The organism is Amycolatopsis methanolica 239 (assembly GCF_000739085.1).
Classification (GTDB): domain Bacteria; phylum Actinomycetota; class Actinomycetes; order Mycobacteriales; family Pseudonocardiaceae; genus Amycolatopsis_E; species Amycolatopsis_E methanolica.
In genome coordinates, this window is record NZ_CP009110.1 from 3712918 (window position 1) to 3734009 (window position 21092).

18 protein-coding genes and 1 pseudogene are annotated in these 21092 nt (G+C 71.8%); 10 read left to right on the forward strand and 9 right to left on the reverse strand.

Annotation, left to right across the window (positions count from 1 at the left end; all coding sequences use genetic code 11):
- The first annotated feature begins 1 nt into the window (after position 1).
- The gene (locus AMETH_RS18035; RefSeq protein WP_017982525.1) at positions 2-967 is read left to right on the forward strand and encodes an ABC transporter substrate-binding protein; all 966 of its coding nucleotides are present in this window, start codon (positions 2-4) and stop codon (positions 965-967) included.
- A 419-nt stretch (positions 968-1386) separates the two neighbouring features.
- Here the strand turns inward: AMETH_RS18035 and katG are convergent, their stop codons facing one another.
- From katG to AMETH_RS18055, 5 genes are all read right to left on the reverse strand, one after another.
- Positions 1387-3663, reverse strand: coding sequence for a catalase/peroxidase HPI (gene katG / locus AMETH_RS18040; protein ID WP_017982526.1), 2277 nt, complete (start codon positions 3661-3663; stop codon positions 1387-1389).
- Positions 3664-4119 carry a Fur family transcriptional regulator gene (locus AMETH_RS18045; protein ID WP_017982527.1) on the reverse strand — a complete coding sequence of 152 codons (456 nt, stop codon included), beginning with the start codon at positions 4117-4119 and terminating at the stop codon, positions 3664-3666.
- Positions 4120-4346: 227 nt separating this feature from the next.
- Positions 4347-4841 carry a GNAT family N-acetyltransferase gene (locus AMETH_RS40305; RefSeq protein WP_223842846.1) on the reverse strand — a complete coding sequence of 165 codons (495 nt, stop codon included), beginning with the start codon at positions 4839-4841 and terminating at the stop codon, positions 4347-4349.
- Positions 4842-5011: 170 nt separating this feature from the next.
- Complete coding sequence (locus tag AMETH_RS40310) at positions 5012-5185, reverse strand: hypothetical protein (protein ID WP_223842847.1); 174 nt, start codon at positions 5183-5185, stop codon at positions 5012-5014.
- Positions 5186-5238: 53 nt separating this feature from the next.
- Positions 5239-5433, reverse strand: coding sequence for a hypothetical protein (locus AMETH_RS18055; protein ID WP_017982528.1), 195 nt, complete (start codon positions 5431-5433; stop codon positions 5239-5241).
- Positions 5434-5501: 68 nt separating this feature from the next.
- On the opposite strand from AMETH_RS18055, the gene AMETH_RS18060 reads away from it, so the two are divergent.
- Together AMETH_RS18060 and AMETH_RS38025 are read left to right on the forward strand one after the other, a co-directional pair.
- Positions 5502-5789 (forward strand): hypothetical protein, encoded by a 288-nt coding sequence (locus AMETH_RS18060; RefSeq protein ID WP_017982529.1) that lies wholly within the window; start codon positions 5502-5504, stop codon positions 5787-5789.
- 57 nt (positions 5790-5846) lie between these two features.
- Positions 5847-6105 (forward strand): annotated as a pseudogene (locus AMETH_RS38025) (IS982 family transposase); the annotation flags it as partial.
- A 20-nt stretch (positions 6106-6125) separates the two neighbouring features.
- Here AMETH_RS38025 and AMETH_RS18065 read toward each other — a convergent pair.
- Positions 6126-8306, reverse strand: a complete 2181-nt coding sequence (locus tag AMETH_RS18065; protein ID WP_017982531.1) for an MMPL family transporter — start codon at positions 8304-8306, stop codon at positions 6126-6128.
- 60 nt (positions 8307-8366) lie between these two features.
- Positions 8367-9194 (reverse strand): GNAT family N-acetyltransferase, encoded by an 828-nt coding sequence (locus tag AMETH_RS38745; RefSeq protein WP_051079410.1) that lies wholly within the window; start codon positions 9192-9194, stop codon positions 8367-8369.
- A gap of 448 nt (positions 9195-9642) precedes the next feature.
- On the opposite strand from AMETH_RS38745, the gene AMETH_RS18080 reads away from it, so the two are divergent.
- From AMETH_RS18080 to AMETH_RS18095, 4 genes are read left to right on the forward strand one after another with little or no spacing between them, the layout of a single operon-like run.
- The gene (locus tag AMETH_RS18080) at positions 9643-10683 is read left to right on the forward strand and encodes an amidohydrolase family protein (RefSeq protein ID WP_223842848.1); all 1041 of its coding nucleotides are present in this window, start codon (positions 9643-9645) and stop codon (positions 10681-10683) included.
- Positions 10680-11594, forward strand: coding sequence for an amidohydrolase family protein (locus AMETH_RS18085; RefSeq protein WP_017982534.1), 915 nt, complete (start codon positions 10680-10682; stop codon positions 11592-11594). The genes AMETH_RS18080 and AMETH_RS18085 overlap by 4 nt, the downstream gene beginning before the upstream one ends.
- Before the next feature lie 28 nt (positions 11595-11622).
- Complete coding sequence (locus tag AMETH_RS18090; protein ID WP_017982535.1) at positions 11623-12975, forward strand: MFS transporter; 1353 nt, start codon at positions 11623-11625, stop codon at positions 12973-12975.
- A 59-nt stretch (positions 12976-13034) separates the two neighbouring features.
- The gene (locus AMETH_RS18095) at positions 13035-14198 is read left to right on the forward strand and encodes a hypothetical protein (RefSeq protein WP_017982536.1); all 1164 of its coding nucleotides are present in this window, start codon (positions 13035-13037) and stop codon (positions 14196-14198) included.
- Here AMETH_RS18095 and AMETH_RS18100 read toward each other — a convergent pair.
- Positions 14183-15169 (reverse strand): crotonase/enoyl-CoA hydratase family protein, encoded by a 987-nt coding sequence (locus AMETH_RS18100; protein WP_017982537.1) that lies wholly within the window; start codon positions 15167-15169, stop codon positions 14183-14185. The two genes, AMETH_RS18095 and AMETH_RS18100, sit on opposite strands and share 16 nt — an antisense overlap.
- Positions 15170-15184: 15 nt before the next feature.
- Positions 15185-16372: a PucR family transcriptional regulator gene (locus AMETH_RS18105; protein ID WP_017982538.1), complete on the reverse strand. Its 1188-nt coding sequence runs from the start codon at positions 16370-16372 to the stop codon at positions 15185-15187.
- 165 nt (positions 16373-16537) lie between these two features.
- Between AMETH_RS18105 and AMETH_RS18110 the strand changes: the two genes are divergently transcribed.
- The 3 genes from AMETH_RS18110 (at position 16538) to AMETH_RS18120 (ending at position 21057) form a co-directional block, all read left to right on the forward strand.
- Positions 16538-17437, forward strand: a complete 900-nt coding sequence (locus tag AMETH_RS18110; RefSeq protein WP_017982539.1) for a hypothetical protein — start codon at positions 16538-16540, stop codon at positions 17435-17437.
- Positions 17437-19218, forward strand: a complete 1782-nt coding sequence (locus tag AMETH_RS18115) for a GMC family oxidoreductase N-terminal domain-containing protein (protein ID WP_017982540.1) — start codon at positions 17437-17439, stop codon at positions 19216-19218. Before AMETH_RS18110 ends, AMETH_RS18115 begins: the two co-directional genes overlap by 1 nt.
- A 273-nt stretch (positions 19219-19491) precedes the next feature.
- Complete coding sequence (locus AMETH_RS18120; protein WP_017982541.1) at positions 19492-21057, forward strand: MFS transporter; 1566 nt, start codon at positions 19492-19494, stop codon at positions 21055-21057.
- The last annotated feature ends 35 nt before the right edge of the window (positions 21058-21092 follow it).

A 21092-nucleotide genomic window follows, 5' to 3' on the forward strand; every position in this document is an offset into this window, starting at 1 on the left:
GATGAGGACGCAGAAGATCGTCGCGGCGGTCACCGGCGCCGTGCTGGCGCTGACGATGACCGCGTGCGGCCAGGGCGGCGGCACCGCGGGCGGCGGGAACGGGCCGCTCATCGCCATCGTGTCGAAAGGCTTCCAGCACCAGTTCTGGCAGGCCGTGAAGAAGGGCGCGGAGGACGAGGCCGCCGCGAAGGGCGCGCGCACGACGTTCGTCGGCCCGGCCACCGAGAAGGACGTCGAGCAGCAGGTCAACATGCTCACCAACGAGCTGGCCAAGTCGCCGCAGGCGCTCGGGTTCGCGGCGCTGGACTCCCGCGCCGCCGCTCCCCTGCTGCAGCAGGCGAAGGCGCAGAACATCCCGGTGGTGGCGTTCGACTCCGGGGTGGACAGTGACATCCCGGTCACGACGGTGGCCACGGACAACAAGGCCGCGGCGGCGGAGGCGGCCAAGCGCCTGGCCGAGCAGATCGGCGGGCAGGGCAAGGTCGCGCTCGTGGTGCACGACCAGACCAGCCTGTCCGGCAAGGACCGGCGGGACGGGTTCCTGGACTGGATGGCGAAGAACGCGCCCGGCATCACGGTGCTCGCGCCCCAGTACGGCGGCGGCGACCAGCTGGAGTCGGCCAACATCACCAAGTCGATCATCGCGGCCAACCCGGACCTGAAGGGGATCTACGCCTCCAACGAGGGCTCGGCGATCGGCGTGATCAAGGGCGTGCAGGAGAGCGGGCGGCAGGGCCTGACGATCGTCGGGTTCGACTCCGGGCAGGCCCAGATCGACGCGATCAACAGCGGCCTGATGGCGGGCGCCGTGACGCAGGACCCGGTGGACATGGGCAGGCAGCTGGTGGACGCCTCGCTGAAGGCCATCAACGGCGAGCAGCTGCCGAAGCGGATCGACACGGCGTACTACTGGTACGACAAGAGCAACATCAACGACCCCAAGATCCAGGCGGCGCTGTACCAGTGACCGCGGGCGAGGGCCGTGGACGGTGCGACGGGGCCGTCCCACGGCCCTCGCCGTGCGTCAGCCGGATCCGGGGTTTTCCGGGATGTCGGCGGGGAAGGCGGGCGTGGCGAAGGTGTTGACCTGGCTGCCGGGCCGGAGGCAGCGCGCCGCGGCGGCTCGCCAGGCCGCGTAGTGCGGGGCGGAGCGGTGCTCGACCTCGAACGCCGCCCGGCGGCCTCGGCGCGGGTTTCGATCTCGCCGGGGTGGAAGATCTCCGCAGCGCCCGCGGCCAGTGGCACCTCCTTGGTGCGCGCGATCAGGTCCTCGACGCGGCGGTCGAACTCCGCCGCGTCGAGGACGCGCCAACCAACAGTCCCGCAACGGGACGAGCCCGGCCGGTCCGAGACGGATCAGCCGGGCTCGCCGCTGCGGTGACTGGATCAGGCCAGGTCGAACCGGTCCAGTTCCATGACCTTCGTCCAGGCCGCGACGAAGTCGTTGACAAACTTCTCGCGCGCGTCGTCGCTGGCGTAGACCTCCGAGAGGGCCCGCAGCTGCGAGTTGGAGCCGAAGATCAGGTCGACCGGGGTGGCCGTCCACTTCAGCTCGTCGGTCGCCACGTCGCGGATCTCGTAGACGTTCTCCTCCGACTCCGACGCCTTCCAGCGGGTGCCCGGCGCGAGCAGGTTGGTGAAGAAGTCGTTGCTGAGCACGCCGGGCCGGTCGGTGAGCACGCCGTGCTTGGCGCCGCCGTAGTTGGCGCCCAGCGCACGCAGGCCGCCGACCAGGACGGTCATCTCCGGCGCGGTCAGGTCCAGCATGTAGGCGCGGTCGACCAGCAGCACCTCCGGCTGGAGCTTCTCCCCGGCCCGCAGGTAGTTGCGGAACCCGTCGGCACGCGGCTCCAGCACCTTGAACGACTCGACGTCGGTCTGCTCCTGGCTGGCGTCGGTGCGGCCCGGGTGGAACGGCACGGTCACCTCGACGCCCGCGTCACGCGCGGCCTTCTCGACGGCGGCCGAGCCGGCCAGCACGATCAGGTCAGCCAGCGAGATCTTCGCGCCGCCCGCCTCGTTGAACTCGCGCTGGATGGCCTCCAGCTTCTCCAGCACCGGCGCGAGCTGCTCGGGCTGGTTGACCTCCCAGTTCCGCTGCGGCTCGAGGCGGATGCGGGCGCCGTTCGCGCCACCGCGCTTGTCGGTGGAGCGGAAGCTCGCCGCCGACGCCCACGCGGTGGTGACCAGCTGCGCGGTGGTCAGGCCGGACTCCAGGACCTTCGCCTTCAGCGCGGCGATGTCCGACTCGCCCACGAGCTCGTGGTCGACGGCCGGCACCGGGTCCTGCCACAGCTGCGGCTCCGGGACCCACGGGCCGAGGAAGCGGCTGACCGGGCCCATGTCGCGGTGCAGCAGCTTGTACCACGCCTTGGCGAACGCCAGCGCGAACTCGTCCGGGTTCTCCAGGAACCGGCGCGAAATCTTGCCGTAGACCGGGTCGAACCGCAGCGCCAGGTCCGTGGTCAGCATGGTCGGCTTGTGCTTCTTGTTCGGGTCGTAGGGGTCCGGGATGATCTCCGGAGCGTCCTTCGCCACGTACTGCTTGGCGCCGCCGGGGCTCGTGGTGAGCTCCCACTCGTAGCCGAACAGGATCTCGAAGAAGCGGTTGCTCCACTGGGTCGGCTTGTCGGTCCACGTCACCTCGAGGCCACTGGTGATCGTGTCCGGGCCCTTGCCGCTGCCGTGGGTGCTCAGCCAGCCGAGGCCCTGCGCCTCCAGCGGGGCGGCCTCCGGCTCGGGGCCGACGTGGTCGTCGGCGATGCCCGCGCCGTGGGTCTTGCCGAAGGTGTGGCCACCGGCGATGAGGGCGACGGTCTCCTCGTCGTTCATCGCCATGCGGCCGAAGGTCTCGCGGATGAAGTGCGCCGCCGCCATGTAGTCGGCGCTGCCGCGCGGGCCCTCCGGGTTGACGTAGATGAGGCCCATCTCGGTGGCGCCGAGCTCGGGCACCATCTCCGAGTCGGTGACGTAGCGCTCGTCGCCCAGCCAGTCGTCCTCGGGGCCCCAGTAGACCTCTTCGGCCTCCCAGACGTCCTCGCGGCCGAAGCCGAAGCCGAAGGTCTTGAAGCCCATCGACTCCAGTGCCACGTTGCCCGCCAGCACGAGCAGGTCGGCCCAGGAGATCTTCTGGCCGTACTTCTGCTTGACCGGCCACAGCAGGCGGCGCGCCTTGTCCAGGTTGGCGTTGTCCGGCCAGCTGTTCAGCGGGGCGAAGCGCTGCGCGCCGTCACCGGCGCCGCCGCGGCCGTCGTGGATGCGGTAGGTGCCCGCGGAGTGCCAGCTCATGCGGATCATCAGGCCGCCGTAGTGGCCGAAGTCGGCGGGCCACCAGTCCTGCGAGGTGGTCAGCACCTGCTCGATGTCGCGCTTGAGGGCGTCGACGTCGAGCTTGGCGAACTCCTTGGCGTAGTTGAAGTCCTTGCCCAGCGGGTTGCTCTTGGAGTCGTGGGCGTGCAGCACCGACAGGTCGAGCTGGTTGGGCCACCAGTCGCGGTTGGTCCGCGGACGCCCGCTCGACTTCGGGGTCGGCGAGTCGATGGCCGGGTTCTCGCTCTCGCTGCCGTGCGAGGTCACCGAATCGTGCGCGACCGGGCACCCGGCCGCCGCCTTCTTGTCCACCCCCTGCGCGCTCGAGGGGGTGTTGTCCTGGGTGTCGCTCATCTACTTGCCTTCCGAGCTGGCGGTTTCGTTGGGAACTGCGGCGGCCGAGCAGTCGGGGCACACGCCCCAAAAGACGACCTCCGCCTGGTCGATCACGAAGCCGTGGTCGTCCGAGGCGGTGAGACAGGGGGCGTGGCCGACGGTGCAGTCGACGTCGGCGATCGCACCGCAGGAGCGGCAGACGACGTGGTGGTGGTTGTCGCCCACCCGGGACTCGTAGCGGGCGTTCGCGCCGGCCGGCTGGATGCGCCGGATCAGCCCGGCGTCGGTGAGTGCCCGCAGGACGTCGTAGACGGCCTGGTGCGAGACGGTCGGAAGGTCGGCGCGCACCAGCTCGATCACCTTCTCGGTGTCGACGTGCGGGTTGTCGCGCAGCGCGGACAGCACCGCCAGGCGGGGCCGGGTCACGCGCAACGAGACAGCCCGCAGCTGCGCCTCGAAGTCCTCCGACGTCACGCGGCAGACCCTAGAGCACTTGTCTGGAACAAATCAAGTTAGTGTCCACGTTCGTGTCGTGGCGAGCACGGACGGTGTCCGGTTCGCAGCCGATCGGGCCGTGGTTCGATGCATCATGGCGCAGGGCGGTCACGTCCGGGAAGTCGACGTGGAACCGCACCACGCGGTTGCTCGCACAGGAAGTCGCGCAGCAGGTCGTCGAAGACCTTCGCCACGGGCGGTTCCCTTCACGAACCGGCACCGCGCGTCCCCAGCACCGCGCGGGTGTACAGCAGCTCGAAGCCCTGCCGCTGCGCGTTGTGCTGCGATCGGGACGCCGGCTGGGTGGTCACGACAGCGAGGTCGCAGCCCGCCCCGGCCGCGTCGGCGATCCGGGCGGACAGCAGGGCGGTCTGGACGCCCCGCCGCCGGTAGGCAGGCAGGGTCGCGGCCCCGGTGAACTGGGCCAGGCCGTCCACCACGCACATGCTGGCCACACCGGCGACGAACCCGTCGCACAGCGCCACGTACCGCCGCACGTTCCCCTCGGACAGGTCGCGTATCGCCCGCGTGAGAACCTCGCGCGGGAACTGCTGGTCGGACGGCGGGTCCTGGTCGTCCGGGTGGCCGAAGCCGTCCGCCGCGACGTCGAGCCAGGCGGCGAACTCGTCGTCGCTCAGCCGGATCTCCACACCCGGCGGCCGGACGCGGTCCGCCGCGCCGCGTAGGTCGCGGCCCAGCACGTTCTCGAAGGACTCCAGCCGGTACCCGCGAGCGGTGAGCGCGGCCCCATCGCGGGATCGGCAACGTGCGCGAGCTCGACCTGTGCCGGGCAGCCCACCGCGGCGAAGGCCTTCTCGATACCCGCCAGGGACTCCGCGTCGGGCACGCCGCCGAACCCGAGGCCGGCGACCTAGTTCAGCGGCGACCCGGCCTCGGCGAACGTCGCCACTCCCCCGGCGACGGGCAGCACGAACGCGGCCGAGCCGGGCCGCTTCCGCGCTTCCTCGGTCGCTTCGGCCATCCGCCGCGCTTCGGCGCGTTCGATGCGCTCGGCCAGCGGGAGATCACAGAAGCGTGCGCTCACGGGCCGGAGCGTAGCGGGCGGACCCGCCGGAGTTCCTCCCATTTCCGGCGCAGTCAGGCCGCCGCGGGCACAGACAGGGTCGCCGACACCCGCGCGACGAACTCCGCGTTCGACCGCGTCGCCCGGAGCCGATTCAGAAACTGCTCGGTGGCGCGCCGGACCTCCGTCATCACCGTCAGCTCCGCGGGCGCCAGCAGGAGCTCGTCGCGGCGGGCGCCGGACGCGAACAGGTCGATCGCCGGGTGCACGCGGTGGTCGGCGAGGGCGCGGTCGAGCCGGAGCTCGGCGTTGCCGGTGCTCCATCGTCAGCGCAGGTGTGCGGTTCCGCAACCAGTGGGAGCAGGAAGCGTCGCTGAAGTTCCGCGCCGGCGACGAGACGGCGCTGGCCGAGTACGACCGGCACGGCCGGCTCCGCGGCGGCACCAGGGCGGAGGTGGCCGAGGCCGCGGTCCGCGGCCACCTCGCCGACGGCCTCGAAGGCGGCGAATCCGTCCTGGTCGTCAAGACCAACGAGGACGCGGCGGAGCTTTCTGCTCGCGTTCGTCAGGAACTGATCGAGCTGGGGCGGGTCGGTTCCGAAGACGTCGCACAGCTGGACGAGTAGTGCCTAAGTTGGGGTGGTGCCCGGAGTGAGGGCAAGGGTGCTCAAGATCAGTTTGTGGTCCGGCTGATCCGGCCGTCCTACCGCAACCGCAAGCCCCATCCCAGTGAGCCGCTGCTCAGGTCCATCCGCCAACTCGTCGAGTCAGTCAACGACACCCTCAAAGGCCAACTGAACCCTCGAACAACACGGCGGCCGCACCATCGAAGGCGTCGGCGTCCGCATCGCCCAACGCCTCCTGGCCCTCACCGCCGCCATCCGGCACAACCGCGCCACCGGCCAACCCATCACCCGATCCCTGACCACCTACGACCACTGACCGAGTCACGCATCACTCGTCTAGGCCCGGGCCGCTTCGAGTTCGGGTTCCGGTTCGAGGTGGGGCAGGGTGCGGTCCAGCCAGCCGGGCAGCCACCAGCTGTATTTGCCGAGCAGGAACATCGCCGCCGGGACGATGACCAGGCGGATGAGCGTGGCGTCGATCAGCACGCTCACGCCGAGGCCCAGCGCGAGGATCTTGATGACCACGTTCGGTGAGGTCAGGAACGCGAAGAAGACGCAGATCATGATCAGCGCGGCCGAGGTGATCACACGTGCGGTGACCGCGAGCCCGTCGGCGACGCTCCGGTGGGTGTCCCGCGTGCGCAGCCACGCCTCGTGGACGCGCGAGAGCAGGAACACCTCGTAGTCCATGGACAGCCCGAACACGATCGCGAACATGATCATCGGCACGTAGGACTCGATCGGCACCGGCTCGGGCACCCCGAACACGGACCCGAGCCAGTCCCACTGGAACACCGCGACGATGACGCCGTAGGAGGCGGCGATCGACAGCAGGTTCAGCACCGCGGCCTTGAGGGCGAGCACCGGACTGCGGAAGGACAGCAGCAGCAACACGAACGCCGCTGCCACCACGACGCCGATGATGAGCGGCAGCTTGGCGGCCACCACGTCGCGGAAGTCGAGCTGCCCCGCGGTCATGCCGGTGACGTAGGAGGTCGATCCCGCCAGCACCGGCGGCAGGGTCTGCGTCCGGAGCCTGGTCAGCAGCTCGTCGGTCGCGGCGTCCTGCGGCCCGGTCGTCGGCGTGACCGTCGACAACAGGACGGCACCGTCCGGGCTCGCCGTGAGCGGAGTGGCCGAGGCGACGCCGGGGGTCGTCACGAGCGCCTGCTGCACCGATGCCGCCAGCGTGTCCCGGGAGACGGTTCCAGCGGGCACGACGACCACGGTGAACTGCCCGTTCACACCGGGACCGAACCCGGCGCCGAGCGCGTCGTAAGCCAGCCGTGTCGTGCTGCCCCCGGGGTCGGCGCCCTGGTCGATGTGCCCGAGTTGCATGGAGAACGCCGGGATCGCCAGCACACCCGCGACCAGGACGCCGCCGCACAGGTACCACCACGGGTGCCGGTCGATCCGGACCGCGTACCGGTGCCAGGCGCTTTCGGATCCGTCGGCGGACTGCTCGGCCACCGGACGCCGCACGTGCCAACGGTCGATGCGGCGTCCGACCAGCCCCAGCAGCGCGGGGACGAGGGTGGTGGCGGCGGTGGCGGCCACGACGACGGTGATGGCGGCGGCGAGCCCGAGTTTGCCGATGAAGGCGACACCGACGGCGAACAGGCCCATCAAGGCGATCACCACGGTGGTCGCGGCGATGAGGATGGACCGCCCGCTGGTCGCGACCGTGCGGCCGGCCGCCGTCACCGGGTCCTCGCCGTCGAGGAGGCGCTGGCGGAACCGGGTCGTGAGGAACAGCGCGTAGTCGATGCCGACGCCGAGGCCGATCATGATCGCCAGCGTGGGTGACGCCGTCGCGAACGTGACCCAGCCGGCGAGCAGCCCGAGCAGGCCGAGACCCGTGATGACACCGATGATCGAAGTGAGAACCGGCAGCCCGGCGGCCAGCACGCTGCCGAACGCGACCAGCAGCACCAGCAGCGCGACGACGATGCCGATCAGTTCCGAGCGCAGGTCGCCGGCGTGCGCGGCCGCCTCGCCGAGGGTGCCGGCGTAGTCGACGCCGACCCCCGCCGCGCGGGCCGGGTTCGTCGCGTTGTCGATGTTGTCGACCAGGTCCTCGCCCAGATTCGCCGGCTTGTCGTCGAACTGCGCGGTGGCGAACGCGGTACGCCCGTCGGGCGAGGTGGTCGCGGGGGAGAGCGGATCCGACACCGAAACCACGTGCGGCACGGCACGCACCGCAGCGGCGGACTGCTCGATGGCGGCTTCGCTGGTGCCCACCGAGCCGGTGTCCACGGTGAAGACCACCCGGGCGGTCGTCGCCCCGCCGACGACGCCGTTTTCGGTGAGGACGGTGCTCCCGCGGCCGGACTCGGACCCGGGGAGCGTGAAGTCGTCGCTGTAGATGCCGCCGGCGAGCGCGTTCGCCACCGTCGCGCCGGCCAGGACGAGCAGCCACACCACCACCACGCGCCAGGGGTGCGCCGCACAGCGCCGTCCGGTGCGTTCCAGCGCTCCGGCGCCGCGATTGGTGGTGGTGCCGACTCGTTCCGCCATGCCGCGACCTCGGGTGGGGGAGTCCTGCCGCAGTTCAGGGTCACCCGGGCCGGTAAGGCGTCATAGGGCCGAAGGTCCCCCGCTCTGCCCGGCGGACAGGGCCGGCCCGGGATCGTGGCGGCGGATCAGGTAGTCGATGAACCCGCTGGCGTCGTAGAGCCGGTTGGCCGCCGTCCGATCCCGCTCACCGCCAGGCTCGTCGTCGACGAACAAGATCACTTCGGAGGCGCCGGGCTCGGTCGGTAGCTGCAGCGCCGAGCCGAGCAGTGCCCGCCCGACCCCACGACCGCGGGCCTCGATCCGGACCTGGGGAATCCGTGGCAGGTCGTCGGCCGGTAGCGGGCGCCTCATGGACCGGCACAGATCGGTGCCGACGAACCCGGCCTCGACCAGCGCCGCCGCGGTCACCGGCCGGTGCCGCTCGGGCAGCGCCTCCAGACCGAGCCCGAGGGCGGTGGCAAAGCTGAACGCCTCCACCACCCGGTGCTCACGCAGCTCATTCAGGACCTGCCTCAGCTCCTCCCCCCACGACGAGTCGACCGGCGAGCGGCCGGCCAGAGCCTCGCCGAGCATCTCTGCGGTGGCAACCGGCTGGCCGGGAAGCCTGCCGGCGGTGTGCTCGGCCGGCGCGCGGTCGAAGGTGGACGCGATCACCTCGCCGCGCACGGAGCGGCTGATGCCCGTGACCTCCTCCGGCCGCTCGTCGGCGAGCAACCCATCAGGTGCACGTCCGGGTGGTTGGTGGCGACGGCGTGCGCGACCGCTTGCAGGACAGCGGTTTTCCCCGGTGCGCGGCGGCGCGACGACGAGCTCGCGCTGCCCCTTGCCGATCGGCGCGGCGAGGTCGAGCACGCGGGCGGTGAGCCGGTGGCGGCCGGTCTCCAGCACGAGCCGCTCGTCCGGCTGAACCGGGTGAGCCGGTCGAACTCGGGACGGCGGCCCCGGGATCGGCGCCGTTGACGGAAATCAGGTCCTGCCCCTCCGGCAGGATCTCGTCACCGCGCCGGAGGCCGTGCGCGCGGACGAGTCCGAAGGGGACAGTGGTGCCGCCGAGGGTGGCGGTCTTGCCGTGAATGTCGAGAATGCCATGACAGGGCATGGTGGTGCGCCAAAGGGAAGACGGCGCGGACAGCGCAGGAACGGGACGACCCGGACTCCGGGGTCGCAGAGAGAGGAAGGACGATTCCGCGGGCGGCTCGGGCGGCATCGGGAGATCAAGGCGCACTGTGGCCCAGGCCCCGCTCGCTCCACCAAAGCCAGCTCTGTCGCACCAATTTTGACGAAGAGATTGTGAACAATTTCGTCGACCGTTAGGGTATGGACAGAGAACGACGACGTGCGAGGAACGACCTTGATCATCGACTGCCACGGCCACTACACGACCGCCCCGCCCGCCCTCGGGGCGTGGCGCGACCAGCAGATCGCCGCGCTGGACGGCTCCGGCCCCGCGCCGGCCCGCGCCGGCCTGCGGATCAGCGACGACGAGCTGCGGGAGACGATCGAGCCCAACCAGCTGCGGCTGATGGACGAGCGCGGCATCGACCTCACGATCTTCTCCCCGCGCGCGTCGTTCATGGCCCACCACATCGGCGGGTTCGAGACCTCCGCCGAGTGGGCCGCGATCTGCAACGAGCTGTGCTATCGGGTCAGCACGCTGTACCCGGAGCGGTTCGTCCCGGCCGCGATGCTCCCCCAGTCCCCCGGCGTGGACCCGGCGACCTGCATCCCGGAGCTCACCCGCTGCGTCGAGGAGTACGGCGCGGTCGCGCTGAACCTCAACCCCGACCCGAGCGGCGGCCACTGGACGGCCCCGCCGCTGACCGACCGCTCGTGGTACCCGGTCTACGAGAAAATGGTCGAGTACGGCATCCCGGCCATGGTGCACGTGAGCACGAGCGTGAACCCCGCCTTCCACACCACCGGCGCGCACTACCTCAACGCCGACACCACCGCGTTCATGCAGCTCGTGCAGGGCGACCTGTTCCGCGACTTCCCGCAGCTGCGGCTGATCATCCCGCACGGCGGCGGCGCGGTGCCCTACCACTGGGGCCGGTTCCGCGGCCTGGCGATGGCGCTGGGCAAGCCGGAACTGGAGGAGCACGTGCTGAACAACGTCTTCTTCGACACCTGCGTCTACCACCAGCCGGGGTCGGACCTGCTCTTCGAGGTCGTCCCGGCCCGCAACATCCTGTTCGCCTCGGAGATGATCGGCGCGGTGCGCAGCGTCGACCCGCGCACCGGCCACCACTTCGACGACACCCGGCGCTACGCCGAAGCGGCGAAACTGTCCGAAGAGGACTGGGCCGCGATCAGGGAGCACAACGCCCGCCGGGTCTACCCCCGGCTGGACGCGCTGCTGAAGGGCCAGGGCCGGTGACCGCGCCGAAGACCCCGGGCTGGCTCGACTGGCACGCCGACCCGTCCACCCCGCGCTTCCAGCTGCCGCCGGGCACCGTGGACGCGCACTGCCACGTGTTCGGGCCGCAGGCGGAGTTCCCGTTCGCGCCGGAGCGCAAGTACACGCCCTGCGACGCGAGCAAGGAGCAGCTGTTCGCGCTGCGCGACCACCTGGGCGTCAGCCGCAACGTCATCGTGCAGGCCACCTGCCACGGCGCGGACAACTCCGCGATGGTCGACGCGGTGCGGGCCTCGGGCGGGCGGGCACGCGGGGTCGCGACCGTCCGGCCGGAGGTCAGCGAGGCCGAGCTGCGGGAGCTGGACGCGGCGGGTGTGCGGGGCGTGCGGTTCAACTTCGTGCGGCGGCTCGTGGACGCCGCGCCGCACGAGGCGCTGAGCACGATCGCCAGGAAAATCGCGCCGCTGGGCTGGCACGTGGTGCTCTACTTCGAGGCGGCCGACCTGCCCGAGCTCGCCGGCTTCTTCGGGTCACTGCCCGCGCCGCTCGTGGTCGACCACATGGGACGGCCGGACGTGCGGAACCCCGTGGACGGCCCGGAGTTCGGCCGGTTCCTGCGGTTCGTGGACTGCAACGACGTGTGGGTGAAGGTGAGCTGTCCGGAGCGCCTGAGCGTGTCCGGTCCCCCGGCGCTGCACGGCGAACGTCGCGCCTACACCGACGTGGTGCCCTTCGCCCGCCGCGTCGTGACCGAGTTCGAGGACCGCGTGCTATGGGGCACGGACTGGCCGCACCCCAACCTCACCGATCACATGCCCGACGACGGCCTGCTCGTCGACTACGTCCCGCAGATCGCCGAAACCGCCGCGCTGCAGCGGAAACTGCTCGTCGACAACCCGATGCGCCTGTACTGGCCCGGCGAAACCGCCTGAGCCTCCCCCTTCCCCGGAAAGGCATGCAATGCAGCACGCCAACGCGCTGAACCGGTTGAACCGCCTGCCGATCGGCCGGTTCCACAAGATAACCCTGTTCGCGGTCGCGTTCGCCTACTTCTTCGAGTTCGCCGACATCAACAGCTTCGCCACCACCGCGCCCAAGCTGATCAAACTGTGGGGCGTGACCGTCGACCAGGTCGCGTATGTGACCTCGCTGTCGTTCGTGGGCATGTTCTTCGGGTCGATCGTGGCGAGCACGATCGCCGACCGGTGGGGCCGCAAGAACGCGCTGCTGCTGACCACCGTGTGGTTCGGCGTGTTCTCGTTCGCGGCCGTGTTCTCCTGGGACATCGTGTCGCTGGGCGTGTTCCGCGTCCTGACCTCGGCGGGGCTGTCGGCGATGACGGTCGTCGCGGTCATCTACGTCAACGAGCTCTACCCCGCGGCGAACCGCGGCAAGTACCAGGCCTACGCGATCGTGATCGGCATCTGCGGCACGCCGGTGACCAACCTGATCGCGAGCGCCGTGGTGCCGATCAACGACTGGTCCTGGCGGCTGGTGTACCTGTGGGGCGCGCTCGGGGTGCTGCTGGTGCTGTTCACGCGGCGCCTCAAGGAATCGCCGCGCTGGTACGAAAGCCGCGGCGACCACGCGAAGGCCGACGCGGTACTGCGGGAGATCGAGGCGCAGGTCGCCGCGGAGAAGGGGCCGCTGCCGGAGCCCGCGCCGCCGGTGGAGGAGGCCCCGGTGGCCAAGGCGCCGTTGCGGTTGTTGCTGCGCAAGAAGTACCTGCTGCCGACGCTGCTGCTGACCGTGCTGTGGGTGACGCAGACCATCGGGTTCTTCGGGTATTCCAGCTGGGCGCCGACGCTGCTGGCCAAGGAGGGCTTCAGCGTCGAGAAGTCGGTGTTCTACGTGGCGCTCACGACGGTCGGCGCGCCGCTCGGGTCGTACCTGGCCGCCCTGGTCACCGACCGGTTCGAGCGCAAGTGGTGCCTGGTGGTGTTCGGCACGGTCATCGCACTGTGCGGGCTGTGCTACGGGCTGACGTTCAACCCGCTGCTGATCGTCGTGTTCGGGTTCCTGGTGAACCTGTTCGAGCGCGGCTACACTGCGCTCGGGTACGCGTACTCGCCGGAGCTGTTCGACACCCGCGGCCGCTCCCTGGGCACCGGAGTGTCGTACGGCCTCGGACGGCTGTCGAACGCGGCGGGGCCGCTGATCGTGTCGTCGCTGTACAACGGCAGCGGGTACCAGGCGGTGTTCCTGTTCATCGCGGGCACCTGGATGGTGGGCGCGGTCGTGCTGGCGATCTTCGGGCCACGCACCCGGCCGGCGAAAGCCTTGGCGCGGAACGTGGAATCGGCCGAGGTCTGATCCGCGGGAAATGATCACGCGTCAGAGCGCGCGGCCGGTTACGCTGCGCGCGAAGACGTGTGGAGGAGACGGTGGAGGAACGCGGGTGGGGTCCGCGCTGGTGGCTGTTCGCGGTCTTCGCCGTGGTCGCCGCGGTGCACCTGGCCGGCGGCGGGTGGGATTCGACCACCGCGGTGGGGCTTCCGGCGGGCTTCGCCGCGACGCTGGTGCTGGTGTTCGTCCGGCGGGTGCCGTCCTGGGTCACCGGCGAGTGGGAGTCGCGGCCGTGGTCGCGCTTGTGGATGCGGGCGAGCCGCAACCGGACGATCGTCGCGCTCCCGTTCGCGCTGCTCGGTGTGGTGGCCGTCCTCATCGGACTGGCCGACCACCCGCCGCACGGGACGGACGTGCTGTACGCCGCGTTCGTGGCCGCTCTCGCGGTGGGCCTGGTGGTGGCCCTCGTGGTGCGCTGGGGACGGGCCGTGCGCACGCTCCGGCTGCTCGCCGGTCCGCGAACCGCGCTTCCCGCCCGGTTCGACGACGGCTCCGGCGAGACGGGAACCGTGACCTTTCCGGACGGCGCGCGGGCGTATTTCACGCTGCACGATCCCCCTCGCGAGGTGGTCAGGGAGATCGAGCGCGCCGGCACGCTCCACGTCACCGCGGCCGCTCCCGGGAAGGTCCTGGCCGGACAGCCCGGGGGTGACGAGTTCGCCCGCGCCACCCTCAGGGTCGCCCACGCGACCCGCACCCCGTCCCGGTCCTCGCTGAAACGGAGGCTGCGCCTGCGCACGGTCGTGTTCGTGGCCGTCGTCGCCGCGGGGGCCGGGCTCGAAGGCGCCGCGGCCGTCCTGATCGGCGGGGCTCTGCCGTGGGTGCTGGCGGCGCCGGTCCTGCTCGCCATCGCGGCCACCGCGCTCTGGCGGACTCGCGTCGCGCGCGTGGTGCGGCTGCTCGCGGCCGGGCCGTGGACCTCGATCGCCGCCGCGACGATGGCCACCGACGTCGACGGGCCGGTGTCCGGGTGGGTGGTGTTCCCGGACGGGCTGCGCGGTCGCTTCCACATCGAGTACTGCCCGCCGGACGTCGCGGCCGAACTGTTGCGCCGTCGGCGGTTGTGGGTCGCGGGCGCGCCGCGGCCGGGCGACGTCGCGGTGGGCCTCCCGGAGGGCGACACCTTCGCCATCGCCTGGCTCGCCGTCACCGACCGGCGCGCCCGGCGGCTCGATCACCCGCGCTTCTGATCCCCGAACGGCTCGTCCCGCTCCCGCACCGCCGCGCGGAACCCCTCCCGCCGCGCGCGCTCCTGGAAGGCGTAGCCCTCGCGCGTGTGCCGGGAGATGCCGTCGAACACGGTGCTGATCACCGCCGAGTTGTGGATCCCCTGCGTGGTCAGCGCGCTGTTCACCGCGAGCTTCACCATCATCAGCTGGTTCACCGGCAGCAGCGCTATCCTGGCCACCAGCGCCTCGGTCACCTCGTCCAGCCACTCCGCGGGCGCGGACTCCACCGCCAGCCCCCACTCCGCCGCCTGCCGCCCGGTGATGAGGTCGCCGGTGAAGAGCAGCCGCTTGGCGCGCTGGTCGCCGAGCCGGTGGGCCCACAGGCCGGTCGCGGGCACGCCCCACACCCGGGTGGGCGGGTAGCCGATCCGGGTGTCGTCGGCGGTCACGATCAGGTCGCAGTGCAGCGCGATGTCCGTGCCGCCCGCCACGCAGAACCCGTGCAGCTTCGCCACCGTCGGCTTGTTCGCGTGCAGCAGGCTGGCGTAACCGCGGTTGAACCGGCTCATCAGCGCGTAGTCGGCCATCGGGTCCCACTGCCGGGACGGGTCGTGGTTGCGTGCCTGCGCGGCCGCGTCCAGCACGGTCCCCGCGCGGTCCTGGCCTTCCGGCGCCGCACCCTGCTCGGCGAAGATCGACAGGTCGTAGCCGCCGCAGAAACCCTTGCCCCGCCCGGAAACGAGGATCACGTGCACGCCCGGGTCGAGGTCGGCGCGTTCCACCGCGTCGACCAGTTCGAACGGGGTGTCGGCGGTGATCGCGTTCCCCCGCTCCGGCCGGTCGAACGTGATCCGGGCGATCCGCCCGGTCACCTCGTAGGTCAGTGTCCGGTAGTCCCCGGTCCGCTGCCCGGGCTCGCCGAACAGCGGGTCCGGCCCCTCGGTCCACCCGTCCCGCCACGCCGCGGGACGCGAGCCTGCGTCATCGGTCATCACCCGACCGTAGCGTCAGCCGCGCACCGGCAGCAGCCGCACGACCTGCAGCGCCGTCGCCAGTTCGGCGACCGCCTTCGGATCGCCCAGCCCGCGCCCGGTGAGCTCCTCAACCCGCCGCAACCGGTAGCGCACCGTGTTGGCGTGGCAGTAGAGCCGCTTGCCCGCCTCCGCGGCGGACCCGCCGCAGGCGAACCACGCGTCGAGGGTGTCGACCAGCACCTTCCGGTCGGCGGGCGGCAGGTCCAGCAGCGGGCCGAACACCGTGCTCGCGACCCGCTCGGCCTCCCCGGGCGCGGCGGCGATCAGCACGGCCACCGGCGCGTCGTCCCAGGGCGCGACGTCGGCCTGCCCCGGCGGCAGGGTGCCCAGCGCCAGTCGCGCGAGCCGCAACGCCCGCGGGGTTTCCCGCAGGTGCGGGTAGGCGGGGCTGAGGCCGATCCGCACGGTGGCCCCGCCGCGCAGCAGGTCCGGCAGCCGCTCCCCCAGCGACGGGTACGGCAGCGCCAGCACACCGATGTGCTCCTCGGGCGAGAGCCGCCACGCCGAACGGATCCCGCCCGCCCGCAGCCGCGGCTCGATGCCCACCAGAGAGCGTTTCCCCAGCTCCGGGTTCTCGGCGGCCACGACGACGAAGCAGCCCTCCACCGGCAGTCCCAGCGTCTGCGCGGCCTCCCACAGCGTGTCCTGGCTGCCGAGCACACCGGTGAACAGCGCCTCGACCAGCATCGACCGCTCGTGCTCGCGTTCCAGCATGATCTGCGAGGCGGTGTCCCGGTAGGCGTCGGCCATCGCGTCGGTGTAGGTCCCGACCAGCCGCCACACCGTCGCCGCGAAGTCGACCAGAACCCGGTCGTCCACCTCGGACGCCCGCGCCCTGGCCACCAGCGCGTCCCACAGGTGCGCGAACCCGACGCGGTAGGCCCGCACCACCTCCGGCAACGGCGCACCCTGCTGGGCTCGCTCGCGTCCGGTGGCCCACGGCGCGGACAGGTCGGGCGCGTGCTCGCTGACGAACTGCCGCAGGATCAGTTCGGCGTTGTCCAGCACCGACTGCCGCAGCGACCCGACAGGCACCGGATCACCGGCCTGGTAGAGCACGACCTCGCGGCGGATGCGTTCGGAAACCGCGTCGGCGAGGTCGTCGAGCTCGCCGAGCAGCGCGGTGACCAGGGCGTCGATGCCCGAGTTGTCCGTTGGCACCCCGGCAGCTTAGATGCGCCCGCTTTGTTCCCCGGCACAAACCCTGCGGTGACGAGTTGTCGCCGGGGACATGGGCTGCGGTGAAGGGTTCACCGAGGATTGCGCCATTCGGCGCAACCCCGGCACCGCCGCCGGGCACGCGCCGCCCACCACAGGAGAACATCGATGCCACACGCTGACAACGACGTCGGCCGCCGGGCCTTCCTGGCCAGGATCGGGGTGCTGGGCGCCGCGGTCGCCGCGGGGAGCCTGCTCCCCGGGACCGCCACGGCCGCACCGCGACCGGTCCGCGCCGCGGGCCTGACCGACGTGGTCGCCGCCCTCCGCCCGGTGCTCGCCGAACTCGCGCGCGACACCCTCAACGGGCTGGTCGTGATGACCTGCCCCGGCCCGGACGCCTACTCCCGCGCCCAGGGCACGCCACGCACCGAACCGGGCGCGCTGGAGGCCAAGGCCACCGACTTCCTGATCAAGGCACTCGACGAGTACGTCCCGTTCCCGGACCAGCTCGCCACGCCGCTCACCCAGAGCCTGGCCACCGGGCTGTCCGGCACGCCACTGCCATCCGCGCTGCTGGACCTGCCGCTCAGCGGCGTGCGGACACTGGACACGGCCCTGCGCACGCTGCTGAAGAACGACGACACGCTGCCGCTGTCCTCGCTGATCGCGATGCTGCTGAACCTGGTCGCCACCGAGGTGAACCCGCTCGCGCTCGGCGGCGCGTTCCTCTCCCCGTTCGCGCGGCTGTCCTACGCCGACAAGTGCCGCGTCTTCGAACAACTCGAAGGCCCGCACGCCGGGCTCGTCGCGCTGCTGGACGCGAACCTGCCCGAGCCGCTCCGCGCCTCGGTGTCCGGGGTCCTGCAGTTCGTGGCCGGCGCGGTGCTGGAGTTCGCCGCGTACGGCAGCAGCTGCGAGTGGGCGGTGTTCGACCCGGCCACGAAGACGATCAGCGCGCGCCCGGTCGGCTGGCAGCTGTCCGGCTACCAGCCGCACGGCGTGGTGCACGGCTGGGACGACTTCCTCGGGTACTACCAGGGCCGCACGAAGGTGGAGAACGTCTGATGCGTGACGTCATCGTCATCGGCGCCGGGGCGGGCGGCTCGGTGGTCGCCAAGGAACTGGCCGCCCGCGGCCTGGACGTGCTCGTCCTCGAAGCGGGCGGGTACGCCGACCCCGAGACCGACTGGACCCACTACGAGAACGACGCGAACAACCCGCTCACCGGCTTCATGCGGTTCGGCCCGGCGGACCGCTCCCGGCCGGCGTGGTTCCGAGAGACCCCGCAGAACTCGCTGTTGTGGCAGCTGGCCGGGGTCGGCGGCACCACGCAGCACTACTTCGGCAACTCGCCGCGCGCCTACCCGGGCGTGTTCGCCGGGTACGACGGGAGCGACGCGGCCGCCTACGACACCGCGCACCTGTTCCCCTTCACCTACGCCGACCTGGTGCCCTACTACGAATGGGTCGAGGCCACCCTGCCGGTGCACACCGCGGCGATGGGCACGAAGGAGTCGGTGTTCTTCCGCGGCTGCGAGAAGCTCGGCATGGCGCTGCCGACCACGAAGACCACGACCGGCGACTCCTACCGGCCGCAGGAGAACGCGATCCTGCCGCCCGGCGGCACCGCGGGCCGGTTCAGCGGGCACGACGACCCGCGCGTGCAGTGGCCGCTGGCCACCGGCTGCACCTTCTGCGGCTACTGCTTCCAGGGCTGCAAGCACCCGGCGGGCGCGCCGCGCACGATGGCCGCGAAGCGGTCCGCGGACAACTCCTACATGCCGATGGCACTGACCGCCGACGCGTGGTCGCCGCACGGCAAGCCGGTCTCGCTCGTCACCGACGCCTTCGTCACCCGCATCCGGTCCGAGCAGCGCGGCGGCGAGACGGTCGCGACCGGGGTGTCGTGGCGCTCGGTCACCACCGGCGAGGAGCACACCGAGGACGCCCGGGTGGTGGTGCTGTCCGCGGGCTGCACCGAGAACCCGCGGCTGTGGTTCAACAGCGGGCTGCCCAACCCCAACGACTGGGTCGGCCGCGGCTACACCGACCACTACTTCGACTGGGTGATCGGCCTGTTCGACGACTACACCGGGTCCACCAAGGGCGCGGCGTCGGCGGCGCGGGCGGACTTCCCCGGCCGCGGCGGCATCATGAACGTCGGGCTGCCGCCGGCGATCCAGCAGTTCGCGCTCACCTTCTCCGACAGCGGAATCCGCGGGCAGTACGGCAACGGACGCGGTTTCACCGGCCCGTGGGACGGCCCCACCGGGCGGCTGATGGGTGAGGAGCTCAAGGAGGTGCTGACCCACGGCGCGGACCGGTTGTTCAACATCCTGGTCATGACCGACGACGACGTCGAGCCGCACAACCGGGCGACGCTGTCGGCGCTGCCCGCGGACGAGCACGGGCCGGTGGCGAAGGTCGAGATGCGGCAGCGGGCGCGCTCGGCGCGCACCGTGGCGAATAGGGAGTTCCTGGCCCGGAAGGCGGTCGAGGTGGTCCGCGCGGCCGGGGCGCGGAAGGTGTTCCGGATCGACTGGCCGCCGCTGATCCTGCACGTCCACTCGTCGATACGGATGGGACTGTCCGAACGCGACTCGGTGCTGGACGACGCGGCCGAGGCCCGCTGGGTGCGGCGCCTGTTCGTCGCCGACAACTCCGCGCTGGCCAACGCGCTCGGCGGCCCCAACCCGACGCTGACCAGCCAGGCCGTGGCGACCCGCACGGCCGAGCAGATCGTGCGGCGCTACTTCGGCGGCGAGGGCTGGGTGCGCACCGAGTCGCCCGTGGTGTCCACCGACGCCCGCGTCACCCGGCGGTTCGCGCAGGTGGCCGCGAACTGAGCGCGGCGGCCGCCGGATGTCGAGACCCCGGCGGCTCCCTGCACCCGGCAGTGACCACCGATCATTCGCGGGATCCGGACGAGCCAGCAGCGGGCGCCCGACCCCGGCAGCCGGGCCGCCCCGCCGGACCGCCACCCGCACCACCCCACTGCCACCCACCGGGTGGCACGACACCGGACGAAGCCAACCCCACCCGCCACGCGCCGGGTGTCGAGAACCCGGCGACCGCTCCGACCTGTCCGTGAAAACCATCGCGGACCGGAAGGACATGGAATGACCCACGCGATCCCGGCGAAGGCCGGGCGGCGGGAGTGGCTCGCGCTCGCCGTGCTCGCCCTGCCCACCCTGCTCGTCTCCATCGACGTGTACGTCCTGCTGCTCGCCCTGCCGCACCTGGCCGCCGACCTGGGCGCGAGCAGCGTCGAGCAGCTCTGGATCACCGACGTCTACGGCTTCCTCATGGCCGGGTTCCTCATCACGATGGGCACGCTCGGCGACCGGATCGGCCGCCGGAAGCTGCTGCTCATCGGCGCGGCCGCGTTCGGGGCCGCCTCGATCGCCGCTGCCTTCGCCTCCACCCCCTTGATGTTGATCGCGGCGCGCGCGGTCCTCGGGGTGGCCGGCGCCGTCCTCGCGCCCTCCACGATGTCGCTGATCCGCACCCTCTTCCGCGACCCGCGGCAGATGGGGCTGGCGATCGGGCTGTGGGGCATGTGCTTCTCGGCCGGGGCGGTGATCGGCCCGGTGGCGGGCGGCGCCCTGCTCGCGCACTTCTGGTGGGGCTCGGTGTTCCTCCTCGGCGTGCCCGCGATGGCGCTGCTGCTCGTCGCGGGCCCGGTCCTGCTGCCCGAGTACCGCGACCCGGACGCCGGAAAACCGGACCTGGTCAGCGTCGCGTTGTCGCTGGCCGCGGTGATCCCGGCGATCCACGGGCTCAAGGAACTGGCCCAGGACGGCTGGCGGCCGCTGCCGCTGGCGAGCCTGGCCGCCGGGATCGGGTTCGCGGTCGTGTTCGGCCGCAGGCAGCGACGCCTGGAGCACCCGCTGCTGGACTTGCGGCTGTTCGCGAACCGGTCGTTCAGCACGGCGCTGGGCGCGATGATGTCCGGCACGCTGCTGATGGGCGCGCTGATGCTGTTCATCACCCAGGACCTGCAACTGGTCGAAGGCCTCTCCCCGCTCGGCGCGGCGCTGTGGATGATGCCCGCGATCGCCGCGAACACCGTGTCGTTCGTCGTGTCGCCGGTGCTCGCGCGCCGGTTCCGGCCCGCGTACCTGATCGGCGCCGGGCTGGTGGTCTCGGTGTGCGGGCTGATCGTGCTCACCCGGACCGGCGCCGCGCTGGGGCCAGGCACCGTGGCGACCGGGTTCGCGCTGATCTTCCTCGGCTCCGGCCCGCTGGTCACCCTGAGCACCGGCCTGATCATGGGTTCCGCGCCGGCGGAGAAGGCGGGCTCCGCCGCCGCCCTCAACGAGACCAGCGGCCAGTTCGGGTTCGCGCTCGGGCTCGCCGCGCTCGGCAGCATCGGCGCCGCGGTCTACACCAGCCGCTTCACCCCGCCGGAGACCGTTCCGGCCGGGGCCGCCGGCGCCGCGCGGGAAAGCCTCGCCGACGCGGTCGCCGCCGCCCGCGACCTGCCCGCGGACCTGGCCGGGGCGCTGCTCGCCCCGGCGCGCGAGGCGTTCACCGGCGGGCTGCACCTGGTCGCCGCGATCAGCGCCGCCGCGCTCGCCGTGGTGGCCGCGCTGATCGTCCACCTGCTGCGCCACGTTCCGCCGACCGGCGCAGCGGAGTCCGTTGTGGACACCCGGGTGGACCTTGACGCTCCGCGCGGGTGAGCACTACCGTTTCCGCACCCGTGAACTGAACACCG

Bases quoted from the DNA above. Each gene is read 5' to 3' on its own strand.
- AMETH_RS18035 (WP_017982525.1), top strand. From the start codon at position 2: ATGAGGACGCAGAAGATCGTCGCGGCGGTCACCGGCGCCGTGCTGGCG.
- katG (WP_017982526.1), bottom strand. From the start codon at position 3,663: ATGAGCGACACCCAGGACAACACCCCCTCGAGCGCGCAGGGGGTGGAC.
- AMETH_RS18065 (WP_017982531.1), bottom strand. From the start codon at position 8,306: ATGGCGGAACGAGTCGGCACCACCACCAATCGCGGCGCCGGAGCGCTG.
- AMETH_RS18090 (WP_017982535.1), top strand. From the start codon at position 11,623: ATGCAGCACGCCAACGCGCTGAACCGGTTGAACCGCCTGCCGATCGGC.
- AMETH_RS18100 (WP_017982537.1), bottom strand. From the start codon at position 15,169: ATGACCGATGACGCAGGCTCGCGTCCCGCGGCGTGGCGGGACGGGTGG.
- AMETH_RS18110 (WP_017982539.1), top strand. From the start codon at position 16,538: ATGCCACACGCTGACAACGACGTCGGCCGCCGGGCCTTCCTGGCCAGG.
- AMETH_RS18115 (WP_017982540.1), top strand. From the start codon at position 17,437: ATGCGTGACGTCATCGTCATCGGCGCCGGGGCGGGCGGCTCGGTGGTC.
- AMETH_RS18120 (WP_017982541.1), top strand. From the start codon at position 19,492: ATGACCCACGCGATCCCGGCGAAGGCCGGGCGGCGGGAGTGGCTCGCG.